This is a genomic window from Dickeya parazeae Ech586, assembly GCF_000025065.1.
GTDB classification, from domain to species: domain Bacteria; phylum Pseudomonadota; class Gammaproteobacteria; order Enterobacterales; family Enterobacteriaceae; genus Dickeya; species Dickeya zeae.
In genome coordinates this window covers 691,232-712,869 of record NC_013592.1, presented here as the reverse complement: position 1 = coordinate 712,869, position 21,638 = coordinate 691,232, and the positions used below count along the sequence as shown (strand labels likewise).

Sequence of the window (21,638 nt, the reverse complement as noted above, 5' to 3'; positions counted from 1 at the left end):
GATTTCAGCGTCTGCACGCTACAGCGGCCACAGGTGCTCGATCAGCAGTTGTACCGAGCGTTTGCCGCGGAATTCGTTAACGTCGAGTTTATAAGCCAGTTCGACTTCACGCACGCTGCTGTCAGGCCACAGCACGGTATCCACGTTAAACGCGATGCCATCCAACAGCGGGCCGCCACCCAGCGGCTCCACCATGACCTTGAGATGGCGTTCACCAACCAGCCGCTGTTGCAACAACCGAAAACGGCCATCGAAAAGTGGCTCAGGAAAAGCCTGCCCCCACGGCCCGGCCTCACGCAGCATCTCGGCGGTGCCAAGCGACAGCTCAGGCACGGCTAATTCGCCATCTGACCACACCACGCCTTCGAGCTGTGAAGCATCCAGCCACTCGCCAACCAGATCGGCAAAACGCTGGCGAAACTCGTCAAAACGCTCTTCAGCCAGCGACAGCCCTGCCGCCATCGCATGACCGCCAAATTTCAGCATCAGGCCAGGATGACAGGTATCCAGTCGCTCCAGCGCGTCACGCAAGTGCAACCCGGCGATAGACCGTCCAGACCCTTTCAGAATGCCGTCGCCCGCCGGTGCAAACGCAATCACCGGGCGGTGAAAACGCTCTTTGATGCGCGATGCCAGAATGCCCACCACGCCCTGATGCCAATCCGGGTGGTACATCGCCAGCCCCAGCGGCAACGTATCACGGCTACGCTCCAGTTGTTCGCACAACTGCAACGCTTCTACCTGCATCCCCGCTTCAATCTCACGGCGACTTTGGTTGAGCGCATCCAGATCGCTGGCCAGCATCCGTGCCTGCACAATGTCATGGCACAACAACAGCTCAACCCCGACGGACATATCGTCCAGTCGACCGGCAGCATTCAGGCGCGGCCCGAGCGCAAAGCCCAAATCACTGGCGACCAGTTGGGCGGCATCGCGGTTAGAGACTTCCAGCAAGGCGCGGATCCCCGGCCGACATTTCCCGGCCCGGATGCGGCTCAGTCCCTGTGCGACCAGAATACGGTTATTGACGTCCAGCGGCACCACATCCGCCACTGTCCCCAACGCCACCAAATCCAGCAATTCCGCCAGATTAGGCTCGGCCAGCCCACGTTCAGTAAACCAGCCAGACTCACGCAGGCGAGCCCGCAACGCCATCATCAGGTAGAACGCCACGCCCACACCGGCTAACGCCTTCGACGGAAACGCACAATCCACCAGATTAGGATTCACCATCGCCTCTGCCGCAGGCAGGGTGTCCCCCGGCAAATGGTGGTCAGTCACTACCACCTCGATACCTCGCCGGTGCGCATCATCCACCCCAGCGTGGGACGAAATGCCGTTATCAACGGTAACGATCAACTCCGCCCCTTTGGCAGCCGCCTGAGCGACCACTTCGGGACTGAGCCCATACCCATCTTCGAAGCGGTTGGGCACCAGATACTGAACCTCTCGTCCTCCCATACTGCGCAGCGCCAGCACCGTCAGTGCGGTACTGGTGGCACCGTCAGCGTCAAAATCACCGACAATCACAATGCGGCGCTCTTCCGCCAGCGCCCGACACAACACGTCGACGGCCTGAGCAATACCGCTCAGCAGACGATAATCCAGCAGCCCGCGCAGACTGCGCTCCAGTTCCTGCGCCTGTCTCACACCGCGCTGGGCGTATAAACGACGTAATAATGCCGGGAGGGAGTCAGGTAACTCCGTCTCCGTCACCGGACGGCGACGGAGTTGAGTAACAACATTCACGCTTGATTAACCACTCGATTCAATTAGCCGCCTGATTTCAGCGAGGCTTTGTGCGCTTCCAGCATAGCCATCATTTCTTTAGGCGGCTGATACCCCGGCACCACCGTGCCGTCACTCAATACGACAGCCGGTGTCCCCTGCACGCCAAACAGCACACCCAGTTGGTAGTGCGCGCCGATATCCGTTTTACAGGTTGCAGGCGAGACATCATCCCCTTTCATGGCCGCATCAAACGCCTTGTTGCGATCCGCGACGCACCAGATGGATTGCATGTCTTTCGCTGCCTGAGAGTTCATGCCCTGGCGAGGGAAAGCCAGATAACGCACGGTAATACCCAGCGCGTTGTAATCTTTGATCTGCTCATGCAGTTTGTGGCAGTAGCCGCAGGTGATGTCGGTAAACACGGTGATGACGTGTTTTTCCTGTGGTGCCTTATAGACGATCATCTGGTCTTTCAGCGCGTTCAGACGATCATTCAGAATATGGTTGGTGACATTCACCGGATCCTTACCGCTGACGTCATACAGTGGGCCCTGCAACAGGTGTTTGCCGTCGTCGGTGATGTAAAGCACGCCATTTTCCGTCAGCAGGGTTTTCATCCCGCTGATGGGAGAATCTTTCACTTCCGCATTCTGTATACCCAGACGGTTAAGTGTCTGCTTAATCGCGGCGTCATCCGCGCGTGCCATGTTGCCGAAAGCCAGCGTCAGCAACGAAAGGAGTATTACACGTTTTTTCATGGAGTTATCCCGTTTTCAGGGCGCAAGCGCCGCGCTTATCCATTATAGGCGGAAACCGCCATTATCATCCTGGTCGGCCCACAGGCATCATGCCCGGGGATGGTGCTGTTGATGCAGTTGTTTCAACCTCTCCGTCGCAACGTGGGTATAAATCTGCGTGGTGGAAAGATCGCTGTGGCCCAATAACATCTGCACCACCCGCAGATCCGCACCGTGATTCAGCAGGTGGGTTGCAAAGGCATGACGCAAAACATGCGGAGAAAGTTTATTGCTGTCAATAGACGCCAGTGTCGCATAGTGCTTGATACGGTGCCAGAACGTCTGGCGCGTCATCTGCTGGGCACGGTTACTCGGAAACAGCACATCCAGCGTCTGCCCATTTAGCAGCCAGGGACGACTGTACTCCAGATACTGCTCCAGCCAGTACACGGCCTCTTCCCCCAGCGGCACCAATCGCTCCTTGTTGCCTTTCCCCACGACGCGTACCACCCCCTGGCGCAGACTGACATCGCTCATCGTCAGCCCCACCAGTTCCGATACACGCAGACCGGTCGCGTACAGCAGTTCCAGCATCGCCTTATCCCGCAGTTCGATCGGCTGATCGGTAACCGGTGCCGCCAGCAGCGCTTCCACCTGTGCTTCAGTGAGATCCTTCGGTAATCGCTGCGGCAGCTTAGGGGAAGACAACGGCGCACTCGGGTCATCCGTTCGTCGCTTTTCACGGTACAGATACTGAAACAGGCGCCGCATTGCGCTTAGCAAACGCGCCGAACTGGTGGCCTTGTACCCCCCCTCCAGTCGCTCAGCCAGAAAATCCTGCAGATCAGACGGCTGCGCCTCCAGCAGATGACGGTCATGGTGCGCCAGCCACTCCGCCAGCGAAGACAGATCATTGCGATAGGACGACAACGTATTTTCCGCCAGATTGCGCTCCAGCCACAAGGCATCCAGAAACTGCTCGATTAAGGCCTGATCCTGTTTCTGCATTACTCTCTCCCGCCATGCCGCAGACCATACTCTCCCGCCATTATGCCTGACAGAGTATGTTCGGGGTACAATTCGGTAATCATTCTCAACTTCATCACATCCTGTGGCAAAACGAAGCATGAAAGGGATTATATTTTCTTATTGATGCAGATCACGGAATGCTGTTACCACAAGGCTTGACTTCAGCCGCCGCAGTGGTTTGAAAAGAACTTTTTTCTATGCATAGAATGCGCGTCCGTGTGTTACAAAAAAGCAAAAAAACTATGCAAGCCTCCATCTCATCCACTATTGATACTCAAGCACCAGAAGCGCCAGTCAACTCGCGCAATAAGGTGGTGGTCGCCTCGTTGATCGGTACCGCCATCGAATTCTTTGATTTTTACATTTATGCTACCGCTGCCGTGCTGATATTTCCGCACATCTTTTTCCCGCAGGGGGATGCGACCGCCGCTACGCTACAATCGCTGGCGACCTTTGCCATCGCATTCGTCGCCCGGCCTATCGGTTCTGCGCTATTCGGTCACTTTGGCGATCGTGTCGGGCGTAAAGTGACGCTGGTCGCCTCGCTGCTGACCATGGGGATCTCCACCGTCTTAATCGGCTTGCTGCCGAGCTATGAAACCATCGGCGTTATGGCACCACTGCTGCTGGCGCTGGCCCGTTTCGGTCAGGGACTGGGGCTCGGTGGCGAATGGGGCGGCGCAGCGCTGCTGGCAACCGAAAACGCGCCGGCACACAAACGTGCGTTGTACGGCTCATTCCCGCAGTTGGGTGCGCCCATCGGCTTCTTCTTCGCTAACGGTACTTTCCTGCTGCTGTCCTGGATGCTCACTAACGAGCAGTTCATGAGTTGGGGATGGCGTGTGCCGTTCATCGCGTCAGCAGTTCTGGTGATTATCGGCCTGTATGTCCGTGTCTCGTTGCACGAAACACCGGTGTTCGCCAAAGTCGCTAAAGAAGGGAAACAGGTACGTGTACCCTTGGGTACACTGCTGAGCAAGCATGTGAAAGCCACCGTTTTGGGCACCTTCATTATGCTGGCGACGTATACCCTGTTTTACATCATGACCGTCTACTCCATGACCTACGGCACCACCCCAGCACCAGCCGGGCTTGGCATCCCACGTAATAACTTCCTGTGGATGCTGATGATAGCGGTGATTGGTTTTGGTCTGATGATCCCGGTGGCAGGCTATCTGGCTGACATCGTCGGTCGTCGCAAGACCATGATCACCGTAACCTGCATTATGCTGGTCTTCGCGATGGCGTTCCCGTCGCTGCTGGGCTCCGGTAACCAGATGCTGATTATGGCGTTTCTGGTCTGCGGCCTGAGCCTGATGGGGCTGACCTTCGGCCCGATGGGCGCGCTGTTGCCAGAACTGTTCCCCACTGAAGTGCGCTATACCGGTGCCTCGTTTTCCTACAATGTGTCATCGATTCTGGGGGCATCTGTAGCACCGTATATCGCCGCCTGGCTGACCAGTCATTATGGGCTGTTCTATGTCGGTGTTTACCTCGCCGCCATGGCCTCGCTGACGCTGATTGCACTGCTGCTGACAAAAGAAACCCGTCACCAGTCTCTCGGTTAAGTCTTACAGGGATGAAGGCGTTGCTTTCATCCCTGCTTTCACCCTGTTATCGACCCTGCCCGTCCTCTCATCCTCCACCCCACCCTGTACGCTCCCCGGTTATTCCGTTAGGCTAAGCGCACAGCAATATCGCCTTTTATTGATGCAATCACGATCAGACAACTTATGAAGATAGGACTTTTTTACGGCACCAGCACCTGCTACACCGAAATGGCAGCAGAGAAAATCCGCGACATTCTGGGTGAGGAACTGGTTGACCTGCATAACGTGAAAGACGTTGCGCCGCAGGAGATGGAAAACTACGAGATGCTGATCCTTGGCATCCCCACCTGGGACTTTGGTGAGATACAGGAAGACTGGGAAGCCATCTGGGCGCAATTGCCAACATTGAATCTGAATGGAAAAACTGTCGCGCTCTACGGTATGGGTGACCAGTTAGGGTATGGCGAATGGTTTTTGGATGCGCTCGGCATGTTGCATGACCAGATCAAACCGCTGGGCGTGCGCTTCATTGGCTACTGGCCAACGGCGGGTTACGATTTCACCAGCCCCAAACCCGTCACCGAAGACGGTAAGCACTTTGTTGGCCTGGCGCTGGATGAGGTAAACCAGTACGACATGAGCGATGATCGTCTTCAGCAATGGTGCGAACAAATCCTGCTGGAAATGGCCGCGTTACTTTGACACGCTGTCGCGTTATTTGATGACATCAGGCCAGATGGGCATTCAGGCGTGTCTGGCACGCCTGAATCGCACGAATACCGTTCGCCCGTTAATGATGGCGGGAAGATTCCGTTCCATGCAGCGCAGGCTGCTGCAACTGTTGACGTAACAGCCGCCATTCCTCACTCCCCATACTGTCTGACGCCAGCCACAAACGCTGTTGCCCTTTACCATCCACCGCTCGTAGCGATAATAATACGCCATTGCGCATGAACCACGGTCGCCGGACAATCTGCCAGTCACGTTGCTGCCAGTGCAGTTGGTTATCGCCACGCAGGGAAATTTCACCCTGGCGCGATTTGATGCTTCGCTGGCTACGCACAAAGTCAAACACGACCAGCGTCACTAACCCGAGCCACAGCGGCGCGTAGCCGTCCGGCCAGGGAGCCAGCAGGATCATCAGCATCAGAAATCCGTGCGTTAGCAGCGAAAACAACTGCATACGCCAGGATACGCGTAAATCACATTGCCACTGGGCCACGATCTTTATTTCGCGTCTGAATAAGGGAAACCATCCGCTTCAAACCAGGATCAACCGGCTCGCCGTGGTTCATCAACCAATTAAACAGGTCGGGATCATCACACTGCAGCAGGCGAATAAACTGCTGCTTGTCGTCGTCGCTCAGCGTATCGTACTCATGCTCGAAAAACGGCATGATGGAGATGTCCAGTTCGCGCATTCCACGCCTGCACGCCCAGTGAATACGTGCTTTGTTATTGATGTCCATGTTCATGTCGCCTACTTCTCTGTTCTGTCTGGTTATCCGTGCGGGTCGATAATGACCGCCAGTGTACAGTTATTCTACCTGATGCCCTTCAACCAATAGTAACACTTTGACATATTTTCGCGTATCAGCGCCTGTACTATTTTGCCGATACTTTGCGTATCGCACGATTCGCGCCATTTTGCTGTTCCCTGCCGCCAGACTCACCCATCACTACCGAATGGCAGAACACAGCCTAAACTGCTTGCAAACCGTTGTCGCTCTTTTACCATTGGATGATTCGCTGACATTACGCATCGCAGGATTGTAATATGGCTCATCCGTTTACCGAACAACCGCTGTTTTCTTCTGCTCAACTCCCCGCCACCCTGATGTCGCTGGACGACTGGGCGCTTGTCACCCTCGCCGGACCAGACACCGTCAAATACCTTCAGGGGCAACTCACGGCCGACGTTAATGCGTTACAGGCCGGTGAGCAGGTACTGTGTGCTCACTGTGACGCCAAAGGAAAAATGTGGAGCACGGTACACCTGTTCCATTATGGCGATGGACTGGCTTATCTGGAGCGCCGTAGTGTACGCGATTCTCAACTGGCAGAGCTGAAAAAATACGCGGTGTTCTCCAAAACCACCCTTACGGCTGACGACAGCGTGGTATTACTGGGTGCCGCTGGTGACAACATCCGTCATCATCTGGCGGCGCTGTTTGATACCCTGCCCGATACCGATAACGCCGTCGTACACCACCCCGGCGCAACGCTGGTACACCTGTCACAGCCTGCCGAGCGTTTCGTGCTGGTGCTGGATGCACAACGTGCCGCTGTTGTTATCGACGCACTGCAAGCACAGATTACACGCAATGATAGCCGCCAGTGGCTGGCGCTGGAGATAGAAGCGGGCCGCCCCGTCATTGACAGCGCCAATAGTGCGCAGTTCATTCCACAAGCCACCAATTTACAAGCGCTACAAGGCATTAGCTTCACCAAAGGGTGCTATGCCGGTCAGGAAATGGTCGCCCGTGCCAAATACCGTGGTGCCAATAAACGTGCACTGTACTGGCTGGCAGGCTCTGGCGCACAGACACCTGCCGTGGGCGATGAGCTGGAGCTGAAACTGGGTGATAACTGGCGCCGCACCGGTACTGTACTGGCGAGCAGCCGGTTACATGACGGCACGCTGTGGGTTCAGGCAGTATTAAATAACGATCTGGACGCAGACAGCGTACTGCGGGTTCGCGACGATAACAGCAGCCAGCTTGCGATTCAGCCGCTGCCCTATTCTCTCGCAGAATAACCTATGCGGTAAAAAACCTCAGGGAGCCACCGCTCCCTGAGGTTATCAACTTCAACTCACCGTACTCACCCGCGCCGTTACCCCACATACAGGTAAATGGCCAGAAAATGGCATACGCTGCCGCCCAACACAAACCCATGCCAGATAGCGTGATTAAACGGAATCCGCTTACAGACATAAAACACCACGCCCAGCGTATATATCGCTCCCCCTATCGCCAGCAGCGTCACACCGCCAATGGACAGCTTCATCGCCAGTTGGTACACCACAATCAGCGATAGCCATCCCATCACCAGATAAGTAATCAGTGACAACACTTCGAAGCGGTGTGCAAACGCCAGTTTGAAAATGACGCCCAGCAGCGCCAGACTCCAGATGGCGATCATCAATCCTCGCGCCAGCGGTGAATCCAGCCCCACCAACAGAAACGGGGTATAGGTTCCGGCAATCAGCAGATAGATAGCGCAATGGTCAAATATCTTCAGCCAGCGTTTTGCGCGTTGATGCGGAATGGCGTGATACAGCGTGGATGCAAGAAACAATAAGATAAGGCTACCGCCATACAGACTATAGCTGGTAATGGCCAAAGACGTGGCACCGTTGTTCACTGCCTGTACCAGTAGCAACACCAGTCCGACTATCCCAAACACACAACCGATTCCATGGCTAATGCTGTTGGCGATTTCTTCTGCCAGCGTATACCCGGGTTCCCCCACATTTTTCTTCATGCCAACCTCTTGTCCCATACCTACCTCACTCTGTGTAACTGCGACCCACAGACTGTCGCACCGAGCAAGTTTTGAGCAGATTAACTGAGAACAATTCCAGTGTACACCTGTACGCTAAAATAAAAATCCGTTGCATCGGAGGGATATTCTTGCATGTTCATCTCCCCCCATATCTCCTACAATGACCTCTCTTTATTACAGGAGGTTAACGGATGTCGTCTGCTTTACCCGTACTGGATTTCGGCCCCATGACCGATGTCGTCAGATTTCTGATGGAAATCGACAAACTCAAGAGTGTTCAGCGCCGTTCCAAGGTAATCGGCACTGACCGTCAGGAAGACTCCGCAGAACACAGTTGGCATTTTGCCGTCGCCGTGATGAGCCTGGCGCCGTATGCCGATGACACTATCGATCTCACTCGCGTACTCAAAATGGCGTTGATTCACGACATCGTGGAAATTGATGCCGGTGACGTACTGGTTTACGACCTCAAAGCCCGCGAAGCTATTCAGCAGCAGGAACAGGCGGCCGCCACACGTATTTTTGGTCTGCTACCGCAACCACAGCATGACCAGTTTCTGGCGCTCTGGCATGAATACGAAGCCGGTGACAGTGCGGAAGCACGCTTCGCCTTGATGATCGACCGCGTTATGCCAGTACTAATGAACCTGCACAACGGTGGCCAAAGCTGGGTAGAACACGGCATTCGGCTGGAGCAGGTGCTGAGCCGTAACGATTTTATCCAGGATATTAATCCGGCGCTGTGGGGCTATCTGAAGCAGCATCTGGAAGGCGCGCAGGCGAAAGGCTGGCTGAAGTAATCTGCCGCGATCATCAAGGACCGGCGCAAAGAAAAACGGGAGGCTCACGCCCCCCGGTTATTCACAACAAGCGTTGCGTTTACTGGTACTCGCTCATCGGCACGCAGGAGCAGAACAGGTTACGGTCACCGTAGACGTCATCCAGACGTTTTACCGCAGGCCAGTACTTGTGGGTCTGCCCGGCAGGGAATACCGCCAGTTCACGGCTGTACGGATGTGACCAGTCAGCCGCCAGTTCGGTCTGGGTATGCGGTGCGTTCACCAGCGGATTATCGTCATGCGGCCATTCACCGGCGGCAACACGGTCCACCTCAGCACGGATCGCCAGCATTGCGTCGATGAAACGGTCCAGTTCCACTTTGCTTTCTGACTCGGTCGGTTCGATCATCAGCGTACCCGCGACCGGGAACGACATGGTCGGCGCATGGAATCCATAGTCAATCAAACGCTTGGCGATATCCATCTCACTGATACCGGTGCTGTCTTTCAGCGGCCGAATGTCCAGAATACACTCGTGCGCTACGCGACCATCACGGCCGGTGTACAACACCGGGTAGGCATCTTTCAGGCGCGTCGCCACATAGTTAGCGTTCAAAATCGCCATCTGGCTGGCCTGCTTCAGCCCCTGTGCACCCATCATGCGGATATACATCCAGCTGATCGGCAGGATAGACGCGCTGCCAAACGGCGCAGCGGAAACCGCCCCCTGGCGGGTCAGCACGCCGTCCATTTCCACCACCTGATGGCCCGGCACAAACGGTGCCAGATGCGCTTTCACGCCGATAGGGCCCATGCCCGGGCCGCCACCACCGTGGGGAATGCAGAAGGTCTTGTGCAGGTTAAGATGCGACACGTCCGCGCCGATGTAACCCGGCGAGGTAATCCCCACCTGCGCATTCATGTTGGCACCATCCAGATACACCTGACCGCCGTACTGGTGGACAATCTGGCACACTTCACGGATGGTTTCTTCATACACGCCGTGGGTAGACGGGTACGTCACCATGATGCAGGAGAGCTTATCCCCCGCCTGCTGTGCTTTTTCCCGCAGGTCGTGCAGGTCGATGTTCCCCTGTTTGTCACAGGCCACCACCACCACCTGCATCCCCGCCATCTGTGCGGAAGCCGGGTTGGTGCCGTGGGCGGAACTCGGGATCAGACACAGGGTACGTTCGCCTTCGTTACGGCTTTCGTGATAACGACGGATAGCCAGCAAACCGGCGTATTCGCCCTGTGCACCGGAGTTGGGCTGCATGCACACTGCGTCATAGCCGGTCAGTTGCACCAACCACTCAGACAACTGCGTGATCAACTGACGATACCCCAGCGCCTGTTCAGTGGGGCAGAATGGGTGCAGCTCAGCAAATTCCGGCCAGGTGATCGGCAGCATTTCTGCCACCGCGTTGAGTTTCATGGTGCAGGAACCGAGCGGGATCATCGCCTGATTCAGCGCCAAATCCTTGCTTTCCAGACGATGCAGATAACGCATCATCTCGGTTTCGCTGTGGTATTGATTGAACACCGGGTGAGTCAGGATGTCGTCACTGCGCAACAAGGCTGGGGGTATCGACGCCGACTGCCCGCTGACCGCCGCATCCAGCGTATCGATGTCCAGACCATGCGCGTCACCCAGCAAGACAGCGAACAGCGCCAGAACGTCATCACGACCGGTGGTTTCATCCAATGCGATGCCAACCGCGCCATCCAGATCGGCGCGCAGGTTGATACCGGCGCTCACCGCACGCCCCAGTACGGCCGCTTTATCCGCGACGTCGACGGTCAGGGTATCGAACCAGTGTTGATGACGCAGCGTCAGACCGTGCGCCGTCAGACCGGCGGCCAAAATATCCGTCAAACGGTGGATACGCCCGGCAATGCGTTTCAGCCCCTGCGGACCGTGATACACCGCATACATCCCGGCAATGTTGGCCAGCAGCACCTGAGAGGTACAGATATTGGAGTTGGCTTTTTCCCGGCGGATATGTTGTTCGCGGGTCTGCATCGCCATACGCAGCGCGGTGTTACCGGCCGCATCGCGGGAAACACCGATGATACGGCCTGGCATAGCGCGCTTGTATTCATCACGACAGGCGAAAAATGCCGCGTGCGGACCGCCGTACCCCATCGGCACGCCAAAACGTTGGGCAGAGCCCAACACCATGTCCGCGCCCTGTTTGCCGGGTGCCACCAGCAGCACCAGCGCCATGAGGTCCGACACCACACTGATGATGACTTTCCGCTCTTTCAACTCGATCATCAACGCGCGATAGTCGTGCAACTCGCCGGTGGTGCCTGTCTGTTGCAACAACACGCCGAACACGTCGTCGTATTTCACCGCGTCAGCGGCGTTGCCGGTCACTATCTCAAAACCAAAGGTCTGAGCACGGGTACGCACCACATCCAGCGTCTGTGGATGTACATCGTCGGCGACAAAGAAACGATTGGCCTGCTTGAGCTTGCTAACGCGTTTAGCCATCGCCATCGCTTCAGCGGCGGCGGTCGCTTCATCCAGTAACGAGGCGGAAGCCAGTTCCAGCCCGGTCAGGTCCTGTGTCAATTGCTGGAAATTCAACAACGCTTCCAGACGCCCCTGCGATACCTCCGGCTGGTACGGCGTATACGCGGTATACCAACCTGGGTTTTCCAGTACGTTGCGCAAAATCACCGGCGGCGTCAGCACGGCGTGATACCCCATGCCGATATAGCTCTTATAACGCTGGTTGCGGCTGGCGATAGCTTTGAGTTCAGCCAGTGCCTGATGCTCGGTGGCGGCGTCGCCCACCGCTGGCGGCTGCGGTAACTGGATATCAGCAGGTACGATGTGACGGATGAGTTCGTCCAGCGAATCTGCGCCAATGGCGGCCAGCATCTGCTGTTGCTGAGTCGCTGACGGGCCGATGTGGCGCTCGGTGAACGCACTGCCGTGTTCGAGTTGACTGAGAGTCTGGGTCATGTGGGGGAATTTCCTGCATTTGGCACAGTGATGTGCAGCGCAATTAACTAATTCATAAAACAAGCAAATCATTCAGAAAAACAAGCAAACCATTCACAAAACAAACCAATCGCAAAACCAGGCGGACCATAACAACGCCCCGTTGCGGGAAGCAAACGGGGCGTCAGGCTTATTCTTCTTCGTCGCTGTCTTCTTCTTCCAGCAGTGCCTGATAGCCAGCGGCATCAAGCAATTCGTTCAGTTCGGCTTCGTCAGAGGCTTTGATGCGGAACAACCAGCCTTCAGCGTAAGGCGCGCTGTTCACTAATTCTGGCGCGCCTTCCAGCTCTTCGTTGATTTCCACGATTTCACCGCTGATCGGCGCGTAGATATCCGACGCGGCCTTGACGGATTCTGCGACCGCGCAGTCGTCGCCAGCATTCACCGTACTGCCGACTTCCGGCAGATCGACAAACACCATATCACCCAGCAATTCCTGGGCATGCTCGGTGATACCTACGCTGTAAACGCCATTGCCTTCCGCCATCACCCACTCATGGGATGAGGTATATTTCAGTTCTGCCGGAACATTGCTCATTGCCACCTTCTCCTTCCATTAATGCCAAAAATTAAAACTGAACCAGCGCTTTGCCTGCACGGACGAAATTCGGTTTGGTCACGTGCACCGGCATCTCACGATTGCGAATCTGCACGATTGCCTGCTCGCCGATACCGGCGGGCACACGGGCCAGCGCAATGCTGACGCCCAGCGTAGGCGAAAACGACCCACTGGTGATCACCCCTTCCTGCATCACGCCATGATTATCGGTAAAGCGAACGGGTTGACCGTGACGCAGCACGCCTTTTTCCGTCATCACCAAACCGACCAACTGTTCAGTGCCTTCAGAACGCTGACGTTCAAGCGCCTCACGGCCGATAAACTGACGATCGTCCGGCTGCCAGGCAATAGTCCAGCCCATGTTGGCCGCCAGTGGAGAGATGGTTTCATCCATATCCTGACCGTACAGGTTCATGCCCGCTTCCAGACGCAACGTGTCACGTGCGCCCAGCCCACAGGGTTTTACGCCAACAGCCAGCAATTGTTGCCAGAAGTTGACGGCCTGTTCCTGCGGCAACGCAATTTCATAGCCTGCTTCGCCAGTATAGCCAGTGGTGGCGATAAAAAGGTCGCCCGCCTGCAAACCAAAGAAAGGCTTAATGCCCGCAATGATGTCACGCTGTGCATCACTGAGCAGGCTACGCACTTTCTCCTGTGCCTGCGGCCCTTGCACCGCAATCAGCGACAGGTCTTCGCGTTCGGTAATCGCAACATGGAAGGAAGCGGCATGCTCGGTAATCCAGGCCAAATCTTTCTCGCGCGTGGCGGAGTTCACCACCAGCCGGAAATAGTCTTCGGTCTGGAAATACACGATTAAATCGTCGATCACGCCAGCAGAGGGCGTCAGCATCGCGGTATAGAGCGCCTTGCCGGGCTGGGTCAGTTTGGCAACGTCATTCGCCAACAGGTAACGCAAAAATTCGCGGACACGGGCACCACGCAAATCCACGATAGTCATGTGCGACACATCAAACATGCCGGCACTGCTGCGTACGATGTGATGTTCATCCAGTTGGGAGCCGTAATGCAGCGGCATCATCCAGCCATGAAAATCCACCATTTTGGCGCCATCGGCCAGATGCTGTTCATACAACGGGGTGTGGTTTGCCATTCTTTTCTCTCTACGTTAGCCGTGCGTTGTGACGCCAGACCTCACGACGCAAACGTTTATCCTGCACCTGAACTTACCACCGAAGCGCGCGTTCCACCACTCCCATAACCATAAGTTTATCTATATAAAAAGACAGAATCTCAGCCAATCAACAAAACAGATCAAAAGAATATAAATTCATTAATTTTTAATTAATTGAAATTAAAATCCAAAAATAAAAATAAAATTGGCTAAAAGCATTATTAAAAAATGGTTTCATGGTGTGATATCAGAATCAGAATTCGCCATATGAATTAGATAAAGTAATGCGAAAAACCCCTAAAATTAGATTATTTCAGGTAACCAGAACACCCTTCCCCATCACCTGCATAGGCTGATTTTGTGATCGCCATCGTGGACATCTTCCCCTCAACGACAACGTGGTGCAGCGACTGGCAACCGCGAGAAGGCAACCCACCTCACCTGGTTTCACACTGACTGCATCGGCAGGCTCTCCATCCGGTAAAGGTTTGATTTTCATCAATCGAACGTGAGCTTTCGTCTCCAGGCTCAGCAGACAGAACTAGATTAATTATTAACCCTTACCGACGGCCAGCAGACGGCGAAGAAAGAGAGCTGGTCAGCCACAACGATTAAAAAAATCAACACATTAAGGAGAGTTCATTGTGACGCAAAGAATGATTTTGAATGAAACATCCTACTTTGGCAGCGGCGCTATCCGCCATCTGACTGAAGAAGTGCAGCGGCGCGGTTTTCGTAAAGCGCTGGTGGTCACGGATAAGGAACTGGTGAAGTACGGTGTAACCGGCAAAGTCACCGCATTGCTGGATAAAGTCGGCCTGCCTTATGACCTTTACGATGACGTGATTCCCAATCCAACCATCGCCGTTGTCCGTCACGGGGTTGAGCGCTTTCAGGCATCAGGTGCGGATTATCTGATAGCCATTGGCGGCGGTTCCCCGCAGGATACCTGTAAAGCCATCGGTATTATCATTAATAACCCGGAATTTGCCGATGTGCGCAGTCTGGAAGGGGTAGCCGCGACCCGCAAACCCAGCGTACCGATCTTCGCCATTCCCACTACCTCGGGCACCGCCGCTGAAGTGACCATTAACTATGTCATCACCGATGAGGAGAAACGGCGTAAGTTCGTCTGCGTCGACCCACACGATATCCCGATTGTGTCGTTTATCGATGCAGACATGATGAGCAGTATGCCTGCTTCGCTCAAAGCGGCCACTGGCATCGACGCACTGACCCACGCCATCGAAGGGTTTACCACCCAGGGTGCATGGGAGTTAACCGACATGCTCCACCTGAAAGCCATCGAAATCATCAGCCGTTCGCTGCGTGATTCCGTCGCGGGGAAACTGCAAGGCGTGGAAGACATGGCATTAGGACAATACATAGCCGGGATGGGATTTTCCAACGTTGGTCTGGGGCTGGTACACGGCATGGCGCACCCGCTGGGCGCGTTTTATGACACCCCGCATGGCGTCGCCAACGCCATTCTGCTGCCCCACGTGATGGCCTGGAATGCGCCATACACCGGTGAGAAATTCCGTGCCATCGCGGTAGCGATGGGCGTACCCGGAGCAGACAGCATGCCACTGCCTCAGGCGCGAGAAGCCGCAATTCAGGCGGTACGGCAACTGGCGCAGGACGTGGATATTCCGGCGCAATTGCGCCAGGTCGGCGTCAAAGAACAGGATATCCCTGCGCTGGCGCAGGCCGCGTTTGATGATGTGTGTACCGGCGGCAACCCGCGGCCAGCCACAGTGAAGGACATTGAAGCGTTATATCAGTCTATCTACTGAAAGCGTATCGACTGCCGACTTATCCACTGAACTGACTGCTCACCCAGGAAGGTGATAACCGGTTCGTTGGTAAAGCGACAGGGCATGATATAGAGGAGCGAGCGAAAAAATGCGCGTCCTGCCACTATCGGCAGCGTCCCCACCGCGTGGAACATGGAACACGGTGGGGGACACGAAGCCCCCTATCTCGGGGCTTCAGGACGCGTGGAGCATCATGAGCGAATTACACTCAAAAAGGCTGCAAATCCTGCAGCAGGTAGGATGAAAGAGCCTGAACCACTGACGACACGACGTCTTAAATCAGGTGACTGATGTTGACGTTCTCCATCAGGTAATGGTTGTCGGAATAATCCACCGGAATGGCGATAACCGCCGGGCCATCCACGTCCATCGCCTGCCAGAGTTTCGGCACCAGTTCAGCCGCCGATTCCACGGCAAACCCTTTAGCACCGAAGGCTTCCGCATAGGCTTTGAAATCGATGGGCCCGAACTTGACACCTGAAGCACGGTGATACTTTTTCTCTTCCTGAATTTCCACCATGTTGTAGGCGTTATCCACCCAAATAATATGCAGGATGTTGGATTTCAGCCGTACCGCCGTTTCCAGCTCCATACTGGATTGCATGAAACCGCCATCCCCCGAGACTGACACCACCTTCTGACCGGGATTGACCAACGCGGCGGCAATCGCCCACGGCAATGCCACCCCCATGGTTTGCTGTCCATTTGTCATCAACACCTGACGGGCGCGGAAGCTATAAAGATAGCGCGCCAGCCAGATATGGAAGCTGCCCATGTCCACACACAAGGTCACATCTTTATTGACCAGATCCTGCATGACCCGCACCAGCCGAAGCGGGTGAATGGCAAAGCCGTCCATGTTAATCGCGCGGGTCGCCAGTTGATGACGCAACTGGCTACGTTCTTCCAGAATCGCCTGCGCCTGGGATGACAACACAATCGGCGAGGTCAGTTGCTCATTGAGCATATCGATGGTGATGCTAATGTCGCCTACCAACTCCACATCCGGGCGATAGGCGCTCTCCACTTCAGCCGGCAGCACATCAATGTGCACCAGCGTGGCCTTACCGGTGTTCCACAGTGCCGGGGCATACTCCACCGGGCTGTATCCCACCGTCACGATAAGATCGGCCTGCTGTAACAGCTTGTCGCCAGCCTGATTATTAAACAGCCCAACCCGCCCGGCAAAATGGTCAAAGTGCTGTTGGTCGATCACCCCAGCCGCCTGATAGGTACTGGTGACCGGCAGGCGGCTGTGATGCAGCAGGCGGCGCAGCGCTTCGGCGTTCTTCGGTTGACTGGCCATCAGCCCCAGCAACAGGATCGGATTTTTGGCTTGCTTTATCAGCCCAGCCACTCGCTCAACATCCGCACGCGGCGCGCTGTTGAGCGTTGGCAGCGTGGTTCGGGCCAGAATCGGGCTGTCTACCGGTTCATTGACAATATCTTCCGGCAGGCTGATGAACGCCGCGCCCGGCCGCCCGAATTCAGCGGCGCGAAAGGCGTTAGCCATCACTTCTGAAATCGCCGACGACACGGTGATTTCAGCACTGTATTTGGTCACGGGCTGAAACAGGCTGACGGTATCCAGGCTCTGATGGGTCAGCTTCAGACGGTCGGCGCGTTTGACCGCGCCCCCCAGCGCTACCAGCGGGTCGCCTTCCGCCGTCGCGGTAGCCAGCCCGGTCACCAGATTCGAACAGCCAGGCCCCGATGTCACCAGCGTGACACCGGCTTTACCGGTCAGGCGACCGACAGCCGCCGCCATAAACGCGCCGTTGGCTTCATGCCTGACGGGAATGGTCTGAATGGGTGAATCCACCAGTGAATCAAACACGCGATCGACTTTTGCACCAGGAATGCCGAAGACATAGTTGACGCCTTGTTGCTCAAGATGTTTTACGATCAACTCCGCACCGCTCGTCCAGTGCTGTTGACCATCCATATTTTCCATAATGTTTATCCTCTGCATAACAGTGTGCTTGTGCTTTCAGTACCTACACCTACCCGATGTCTCAGCTCTCTACGGAGTGAATGACGCTATCGAGATCGTCAGGGGATAAATTGGCTTTCAGGAAATCCCGGTCACGGGGAAGGTCGATAACCAGCCTGGCGATGGAGCCAAAGGTCAACACGCCTTCTTCCAATTGATAATCAAGGAGATGTCCACCACCTTTGCGATCGTCGGTGATGAAATGCTCATGATAACCAGCCACATTAATCCCCTGAACATAGGCAGGACTACGGAAACCGATTACGCTGCCCTGACAGTCTTCGAAACGAAACGTCGGTTGTTGGGCAATCGCTTCCAGCATCGGTTTATAAGGTCGTTCCTGGCGGGGTACCGTACGGGTTTCTGCATGGCTAAAACGGCCATCTATCCGCAGGGCACAAAACAGATTATCTGTTGCAATCAATTCATTAATGCGCTGATGAATCGCTTCGCGGCCGATGGTCTGTCCGAAATGAATTTGTTCCGTCGGCCGGAAAAAGGTCATTACCGCGAAGGGGGTTTTCTGGTACGGCAACGCCGCACGTGCGCTACCGTCTTCACGAAGCTGAAAGATGCGGCTATTGAGCGCCACCAGTTCACCATCAAGATCGTTAAACGTTCCTAATCCAAAATCGCCATGTTTAAGCAGCTCCTCCATGGTGGTGTGGCCTTCGTAAACCCCATTAATAAGGCCGCTCATTAATGAGGTCTGATAAATAACGCACTCTGGATGCTGTTCCTGATGATGAAGTGCAAAGCTGGCCAGTTCCCTGACACAGGGGTCGACACAGTTAACATCTTTCATATCCATTCCCTTCCGACGGTGATCAACTTAAATTTATTTAACCTTTCACTTGAATATTGACCGTCGTCACACCAAAGTTCCAATACAGAGAAGTGGCCAATTGGAGATCGAAAATATATGGAATTACGTTATCTGCGCTATTTTGTCGCAGTGGCCTCAACCCGGCATTTCACCCGTGCAGCGGAAAGCCTTGGCATATCACAACCGCCATTAAGTCAGCAGATTCAAAAGCTTGAGCGAGAAATCGGCACACCGCTGTTCAAGCGGCTAACCCGTGGCGTGGAGATGACGGAAGCGGGCGAAGCGCTGTATCAAGACGCCAACCATATTCTTGAACTGACCGATGCCGCCGTAGAAAGGGTACGCAGCATCGCTCGTGGCGAGAGCGGCGTTATCAATGTCGGCTTTTCCTGCGCCGTGACCTTTCACCCAGCGGTACTGACACTGCTGCGCCGCTATCGACAACACTACCCCAAAATACGGTTACAACCGCGGGAAGAGCACATCCATGAAATTCTGGAGAGCCTGCGTAGCCGCACCATCGATATCGCGTTTGTACGCCTGCCAGACAACATCGGCGAAGAGTTTGAAGGTGAACTGCTGGCTAACGAGCCAATGCGTCTGGTGCTGCCGGAAAACCACCCATTTAGCGATCAAACGCGAATCAATCTTGGGCAGTTGCAGAATGAACCGCTGATTATTTTCCCGCGTGAACTCTGCCCCAGCCTGCACGACCTGATTGTCCGGGCCTGCTACCTGTCGGGTTATCAGCCCAAAATCAACCCGCTGGCGCCACACCTCACCGCCACCATCAGTATGGTGGCATCCGGCTTTGGCGTGACTTTTGTCCCTGAATCGATGACCAGCATCCAGACCGGTAATGTGACCTACCACGATACCAACACCCCCAACCTCACCACGCAGATTGCCGTTATCTGGCGTAAACATGACCGCAGTGCCACGCTACTCAACATGTTACAGCTGGTACGCGACTATCTGCGTGCCGCGCCTGAATCTGCCTGACTTCACCACCTGCCGTCGCCAAACGGCAGGTCATAGAAAAATCACACGGCATCGGTTGTATAGCGGAAAATCTGATATATGATATTAGTTATCATTATCAACAAGAGAAACCACCATGCTGACTGCCATGATCGCGGCGTGCGGGCTGTGGGGAATAAGCTGGTATTTTGGTAAACGTCTGTCCAGCGCCTGGGGCGTACTGCTACCGGCTGCGTTGATGCCGTTACTGGCTCTGCCGGAACTGAACCAAACGCACTTAAAATACATCTGTGCGCTGGCCATGCTGCTCACGGTGGGAATGTTGTTCCACCGGCGTATGCGCCACTACCTGCTGCTGCCTTCCTGCATTGCGCTGGCAGGCGGCCTGGCGGCGCTGTCGCTCACGCTCAAAGGGTGGCCACATTGGCACTGAATCAGCTTAACGGTCAGGCGTATGATGGAAAACAAACAGTAGTAGATATTGTTATGGATGGATATTGCTGTGTTGAAGCCAAAGAAAGATAAGGAGAGTGGTGCGAAGAGAGGGACTTGAACCCTCACGTCCTAAGGACACTAACACCTGAAGCTAGCGCGTCTACCAATTCCGCCACCTTCGCACTGTTTACTACGATTGCTTACTACAAGATTGCTTACTGCGATGATACAACAAGATGCTGATTTGTATCCCAGTGGTGCGAAGAGAGGGACTTGAACCCTCACGTCCTGAGGACACTAACACCTGAAGCTAGCGCGTCTACCAATTCCGCCACCTTCGCAGGTACTGTGAAATACAAATCTGTGGTGAGTTTGGTGCGAAGAGAGGGACTTGAACCCTCACGTCCTAAGGACACTAACACCTGAAGCTAGCGCGTCTACCAATTCCGCCACCTTCGCAAACCAAGCAACATTACGTCACATAATGCCACCACGGAGGCGCATTCTAGAGATTTTCGCACCAACGTCAATCATTATTTCCTTAGCGTTACTGCGTTTGCTGTAAAAACCAGCATTCACCCAAACGGTGGCTGATGAAAGCATTGCGACAACCAGTCGATCACGGCCCGAATGCGCGGTGCCAGAAAACGCCCGGACGGATACATCACATACAGCGGCATATCGGGCGGTGGCAACTGCGGCAGTATCTCAATCAATTCACCGCCAGACAGCAACGACTCCAGGCCATAACGGGGGGCCTGAATAATCCCCATCCCGGCCTGACAGGCAGCGATATACGCATCCGCACCGCTTATCTCGACCAGACTGGGCAACGTACGGGTAACGAGCTGCCCTTGCTGCATGAATTCCAGCGGATAACGCTGCAATGTGCGTAGCGAAAAATACCCGACCATGCGGTGTGTCGCCAGCGCCTCCAGCGAGTCAGGCACACCGAACTCAGCGCAATAGGCCGCCGAAGCGCAGGTGACCTGCGGCAGCGACGGCAACGATCGCGCCACCAGTGAGTCATCGTCCACCTGCCAGGCTCGCAATACGCAGTCTACGCCTTCTCGCAGCACATTAATCGCAGCGTCGTTGGCACTCAGCACCAGCGAAATCTGCGGGTAGCGGCGGTAAAACGCAGGCAATGACGGGATCACCACCTGTCGTGCCAGCGAGTGCGGCATATCGATACGCACACGGCCGCTGGGCTGCTGGCGCTGATGGGAAAACAACGCATCCGTCTCGTCGAGCTCCGCCAGCAGTTGTACACAACGCTGATAGTACAACAAGCCTTCGTCCGTCACCTGCACCTGACGTGTAGTGCGTTGCAGCAAGCGTACGCCTAGCCGCACTTCCAGCCGTTTCAGCGTCTGGCTCACGGTAGCGCGCGGCAATCCCAGCTTTTCAGCCGCCCGACTGAAGCTCTCCGCCTCCACGATACGCACGAAGACCCGCATGGCCTGAACCTGATCCATCCCCGGCTCCATTGTTTGTATTTTGCAAACAGTGTTGCATAAAACCGCGAATTTATCTTTTTGATTGAAAC

Annotated in this window: 19 protein-coding genes and 3 tRNA genes; 7 read left to right on the top strand and 15 right to left on the bottom strand. The window is 55.2% G+C overall.

What is annotated here, in order from left to right:
• Window positions 1–18: 18 nt before the first annotated feature.
• From recJ to xerD, 3 genes are all read right to left on the bottom strand, one after another.
• The gene (gene recJ / locus DD586_RS03250) at window positions 19–1,749 is read right to left on the bottom strand and encodes a single-stranded-DNA-specific exonuclease RecJ (RefSeq protein WP_012883377.1); all 1,731 of its coding nucleotides are present in this window, start codon (window positions 1,747–1,749) and stop codon (window positions 19–21) included.
• A 23-nt stretch (window positions 1,750–1,772) separates the two neighbouring features.
• Window positions 1,773–2,489 (bottom strand): bifunctional protein-disulfide isomerase/oxidoreductase DsbC, encoded by a 717-nt coding sequence (dsbC, locus tag DD586_RS03245; RefSeq protein ID WP_012883376.1) that lies wholly within the window; start codon window positions 2,487–2,489, stop codon window positions 1,773–1,775.
• Between the two features lie 87 nt (window positions 2,490–2,576).
• Window positions 2,577–3,476 carry a site-specific tyrosine recombinase XerD gene (gene xerD / locus DD586_RS03240; RefSeq protein WP_012883375.1) on the bottom strand — a complete coding sequence of 300 codons (900 nt, stop codon included), beginning with the start codon at window positions 3,474–3,476 and terminating at the stop codon, window positions 2,577–2,579.
• 263 nt (window positions 3,477–3,739) lie between these two features.
• On the opposite strand from xerD, the gene DD586_RS03235 reads away from it, so the two are divergent.
• Both DD586_RS03235 and fldB read left to right on the top strand, forming a co-directional pair.
• Window positions 3,740–5,065 carry an MFS transporter gene (locus tag DD586_RS03235; RefSeq protein WP_012883374.1) on the top strand — a complete coding sequence of 442 codons (1,326 nt, stop codon included), beginning with the start codon at window positions 3,740–3,742 and terminating at the stop codon, window positions 5,063–5,065.
• A gap of 165 nt (window positions 5,066–5,230) precedes the next feature.
• The gene (fldB, locus tag DD586_RS03230) at window positions 5,231–5,749 is read left to right on the top strand and encodes a flavodoxin FldB (protein WP_012883373.1); all 519 of its coding nucleotides are present in this window, start codon (window positions 5,231–5,233) and stop codon (window positions 5,747–5,749) included.
• Window positions 5,750–5,837: 88 nt separating this feature from the next.
• On the opposite strand, the gene DD586_RS03225 is transcribed toward fldB, so the two are convergent.
• Both DD586_RS03225 and sdhE read right to left on the bottom strand, forming a co-directional pair.
• Window positions 5,838–6,269, bottom strand: coding sequence for a protein YgfX (locus DD586_RS03225; protein ID WP_012883372.1), 432 nt, complete (start codon window positions 6,267–6,269; stop codon window positions 5,838–5,840).
• Complete coding sequence (gene sdhE / locus DD586_RS03220) at window positions 6,250–6,516, bottom strand: FAD assembly factor SdhE (protein WP_038906203.1); 267 nt, start codon at window positions 6,514–6,516, stop codon at window positions 6,250–6,252. The genes DD586_RS03225 and sdhE overlap by 20 nt, the downstream gene beginning before the upstream one ends.
• Before the next feature lie 308 nt (window positions 6,517–6,824).
• Here sdhE and ygfZ point away from each other — a divergent pair, with 308 nt between their 5' ends.
• A complete protein-coding gene (gene ygfZ / locus DD586_RS03215) occupies window positions 6,825–7,805 on the top strand; it encodes a tRNA-modifying protein YgfZ (protein WP_012883370.1) in 981 nt (326 codons plus the stop codon).
• Between the two features lie 77 nt (window positions 7,806–7,882).
• Here the strand turns inward: ygfZ and trhA are convergent, their stop codons facing one another.
• On the bottom strand, window positions 7,883–8,533 hold the full coding sequence (trhA, locus tag DD586_RS03210; protein ID WP_038913159.1) for a PAQR family membrane homeostasis protein TrhA: 651 nt from the start codon (window positions 8,531–8,533) through the stop codon (window positions 7,883–7,885).
• Window positions 8,534–8,745: 212 nt separating this feature from the next.
• Between trhA and DD586_RS03205 the strand changes: the two genes are divergently transcribed.
• Window positions 8,746–9,354, top strand: a complete 609-nt coding sequence (locus DD586_RS03205; RefSeq protein WP_012883368.1) for an HD domain-containing protein — start codon at window positions 8,746–8,748, stop codon at window positions 9,352–9,354.
• Between the two features lie 79 nt (window positions 9,355–9,433).
• Here DD586_RS03205 and gcvP read toward each other — a convergent pair whose 3' ends face one another.
• The 3 genes from gcvP to gcvT form a co-directional block, all read right to left on the bottom strand.
• The gene (gene gcvP, locus DD586_RS03200; protein WP_012883367.1) at window positions 9,434–12,307 is read right to left on the bottom strand and encodes an aminomethyl-transferring glycine dehydrogenase; all 2,874 of its coding nucleotides are present in this window, start codon (window positions 12,305–12,307) and stop codon (window positions 9,434–9,436) included.
• 169 nt (window positions 12,308–12,476) lie between these two features.
• Complete coding sequence (gene gcvH / locus DD586_RS03195) at window positions 12,477–12,884, bottom strand: glycine cleavage system protein GcvH (RefSeq protein WP_012771094.1); 408 nt, start codon at window positions 12,882–12,884, stop codon at window positions 12,477–12,479.
• Between the two features lie 31 nt (window positions 12,885–12,915).
• Window positions 12,916–14,016, bottom strand: a complete 1,101-nt coding sequence (gcvT, locus tag DD586_RS03190; protein WP_012883366.1) for a glycine cleavage system aminomethyltransferase GcvT — start codon at window positions 14,014–14,016, stop codon at window positions 12,916–12,918.
• A gap of 665 nt (window positions 14,017–14,681) precedes the next feature.
• Here gcvT and fucO point away from each other — a divergent pair.
• Window positions 14,682–15,833, top strand: coding sequence for a lactaldehyde reductase (gene fucO / locus DD586_RS03185; protein WP_012883365.1), 1,152 nt, complete (start codon window positions 14,682–14,684; stop codon window positions 15,831–15,833).
• Between the two features lie 295 nt (window positions 15,834–16,128).
• On the opposite strand, the gene alsS is transcribed toward fucO, so the two are convergent.
• The gene (alsS, locus tag DD586_RS03180) at window positions 16,129–17,808 is read right to left on the bottom strand and encodes an acetolactate synthase AlsS (RefSeq protein WP_012883364.1); all 1,680 of its coding nucleotides are present in this window, start codon (window positions 17,806–17,808) and stop codon (window positions 16,129–16,131) included.
• 61 nt (window positions 17,809–17,869) lie between these two features.
• Complete coding sequence (gene budA / locus DD586_RS03175) at window positions 17,870–18,658, bottom strand: acetolactate decarboxylase (protein WP_012883363.1); 789 nt, start codon at window positions 18,656–18,658, stop codon at window positions 17,870–17,872.
• Between the two features lie 111 nt (window positions 18,659–18,769).
• Here budA and DD586_RS03170 point away from each other — a divergent pair, with 111 nt between their 5' ends.
• Both DD586_RS03170 and DD586_RS03165 read left to right on the top strand, forming a co-directional pair.
• Window positions 18,770–19,675, top strand: a complete 906-nt coding sequence (locus DD586_RS03170) for a LysR family transcriptional regulator (protein WP_012883362.1) — start codon at window positions 18,770–18,772, stop codon at window positions 19,673–19,675.
• A 115-nt stretch (window positions 19,676–19,790) separates the two neighbouring features.
• A complete protein-coding gene (locus tag DD586_RS03165; RefSeq protein WP_012883361.1) occupies window positions 19,791–20,087 on the top strand; it encodes a DUF1435 domain-containing protein in 297 nt (98 codons plus the stop codon).
• A gap of 98 nt (window positions 20,088–20,185) precedes the next feature.
• On the opposite strand, the gene DD586_RS03160 is transcribed toward DD586_RS03165, so the two are convergent.
• From DD586_RS03160 to DD586_RS03145, 4 genes are all read right to left on the bottom strand, one after another.
• Window positions 20,186–20,271 (bottom strand) — tRNA-Leu (locus tag DD586_RS03160).
• Between the two features lie 73 nt (window positions 20,272–20,344).
• A tRNA-Leu gene (locus DD586_RS03155) sits at window positions 20,345–20,430 on the bottom strand.
• 32 nt (window positions 20,431–20,462) lie between these two features.
• Window positions 20,463–20,548 (bottom strand) — tRNA-Leu (locus DD586_RS03150).
• 116 nt (window positions 20,549–20,664) lie between these two features.
• Window positions 20,665–21,567: a LysR family transcriptional regulator gene (locus DD586_RS03145; protein WP_012883360.1), complete on the bottom strand. Its 903-nt coding sequence runs from the start codon at window positions 21,565–21,567 to the stop codon at window positions 20,665–20,667.
• Window positions 21,568–21,638: the final 71 nt, after the last annotated feature.